The 2,029-nt window shown below is 67.3% G+C and carries 2 protein-coding genes; one reads left to right on the forward strand and one right to left on the reverse strand.

From position 1 onward, the window contains the following. Positions 1-101 precede the first annotated feature (101 nt). Positions 102-698 (forward strand): hypothetical protein, encoded by a 597-nt coding sequence (locus BN4346_RS46710; RefSeq protein ID WP_067977068.1) that lies wholly within the window; start codon positions 102-104, stop codon positions 696-698. A gap of 12 nt (positions 699-710) precedes the next feature. On the opposite strand, the gene BN4346_RS49800 is transcribed toward BN4346_RS46710, so the two are convergent. After that, positions 711-1,952 carry a PPE family protein gene (locus tag BN4346_RS49800; protein ID WP_067977069.1) on the reverse strand — a complete coding sequence of 414 codons (1,242 nt, stop codon included), beginning with the start codon at positions 1,950-1,952 and terminating at the stop codon, positions 711-713. Positions 1,953-2,029: the final 77 nt, after the last annotated feature.

The raw sequence follows: 2,029 nt of genomic DNA on the forward strand, positions 1-2,029 counted from the left end.
ACCAAACGACGGCACTCCCACTGCCGTCAATCCAGCCCTGCCACCTACGAAAGGACCCTGACACCGGCTACGCTGCCCGAAGCTGCTTAACCACAAATCCCGTGTCCACTACATGGGGGCAAGGCCCGCTGCCGCTGCTGTATCCGCTGCTGTTCTTCGGCAGCGGGGGACAGGCGCTTTACGATCTGTTCGAACCCGTCACGCGCATCCTGGTGAACCTGGGCTACGGCAACCTCGAGCACGGTTGGAGTCAAGGGCCCGCCGATGTGGCTACTCCGTTGGGATTCCTGCCGGATTCGGCAACGCTGGCGGCTCTTATGCAGGAGTTGCCGCAGGCGCTGAGTAACGGCTTGCAGCAGGGAATCTCGGCCTTTTTTGACGACATCTTCCATCCGACCGACACTCCGCCACCCTTCATGGCCGAGATGGAAGGCTTCATCAAGGCGATCTCCGACACTCAGATGGCGGACTTCGGTTCGAATTTCCCCACGCTGGACGACCTTTTCGGTACCTTCCCGCCGCACACCGGTATTCCGTTTCTGGACGTGGGCACTGCGCTGTTGTTCAACCTGCCCCAGATCAACTACGACATCTTCGCCTCGGAGCTGGCCGACGGCGATCTTCTCAACGCCCTCGGTCTCCCGCTCGCCGTTGACCTGGGCGTACTGCCGCTCGCGTTGCTGGGTGCGCTGATCTGACCCGCCCAGCGCCTAACCCGCGCTGGGCGGCCGGTTCATCACCCGGTGGCGGTAGCCGTAGCGGGGAACGAATCGGAAGCCGGTAGGCACACCGTTGGCGGCGGCACTGGCCCCGGGCAGACCTGCCATGCCGGCCAGCCCTGCCATTCCGCCGCGCGGCATCGCGCCGGCCTCCGCAGCGCCCACCCGGCTGGAAGCCAGTGTCGCCGCGGCCTGATTGGCCGACGTAGGAGACATCGGCCAGCTCTGCGGCACCGACAACGCCCCGACCTGGATGCCCCGGCTCAGGGCGACCGACGGTGATGCCGCGCCGAAACCCGGGGTGTAAGAGGTCGCGGTTCCCGCCTTCGCGACCTCGGCCACCTTGGTCAGTTCGGTGAAGAACGCCCGGGCATCCGCCACCGCCTGACCGGATACTTCCTCGCCGTTAAGCCCCTGCCCGACCATGTCGACGAGCCGGAACGGGCCCATGGCGGAGTTGGTGTAGCCGGTGAGCGTCCCGAGCGGAGTGACCAGCTGTTGCAGAAACGCGGTCCACGGCGAAACGGCGGTGGTTGGTGCGGTACCGGTAGCCGGGGCCGCGGGCGTCGCGGTGGCGGCGCCCGCCTGAGTGAGCGACTGCAACGAGTTCAACGCCTGCGACGTTGCCTGGGAGGTGACCTGCGACGCCGCCGAGTTGCTGACGGCCTGGGTAGTCGCGGTGGCCTGCCCCGCTTGCCCCGCAGGATTGGTGGTCTGCGGCGGCGAGGTGAACTCCGACAACTGCGAAGCCGCTGCGGAACCACCGGCGTAGGCGTACATCGCGGCGGCGTCCTGCGCCCACATCGCCGCGTAGTGGGCTTCGGTCGCCGCGATGGCCGGGGTGTTCTGACCGAAGAAGTTGGTGGCGACCAACATCATCAGCTGGGCCCGGTTGGCGAACACCATCTGCGGCGGCACCGTCATCGCGAACGCGGCTTCGAAGGCGGCCGCGCCGGCCTTGGCCTGCACGGCCGCCTGCTCGGCTTGCGCGGCGGTCGTCTTGAACCACGTGGTAAACGGCAGTGCCGCCGCGGCCATGGCGGTCGCCGACGGTCCACGCCAGGGACCGCTGGTCAGATCCGCGATGGTCATGTCCACCGCGGCCGCGGTCATGCTCAACTCTTGGGCCAAGACATCCCAGGCCCCTGCTGCTGCCAACATCGGACCGGAGCCGACTCCCGCATACATCCGCGTGGAATTGACCTCCGGAGGCAGCGCCCCGTAGTCGCTCACCAAGTCCCCTTGGGCGCTATCCGCCGAAGGGGCGGCGTGGCATGACGGTCAACGCGGTCCCGTAGCGGGGACCGCGT

Origin of the sequence: Mycolicibacter icosiumassiliensis, assembly GCF_900078685.2 — a bacterium.
GTDB lineage: Bacteria > Actinomycetota > Actinomycetes > Mycobacteriales > Mycobacteriaceae > Mycobacterium > Mycobacterium icosiumassiliensis.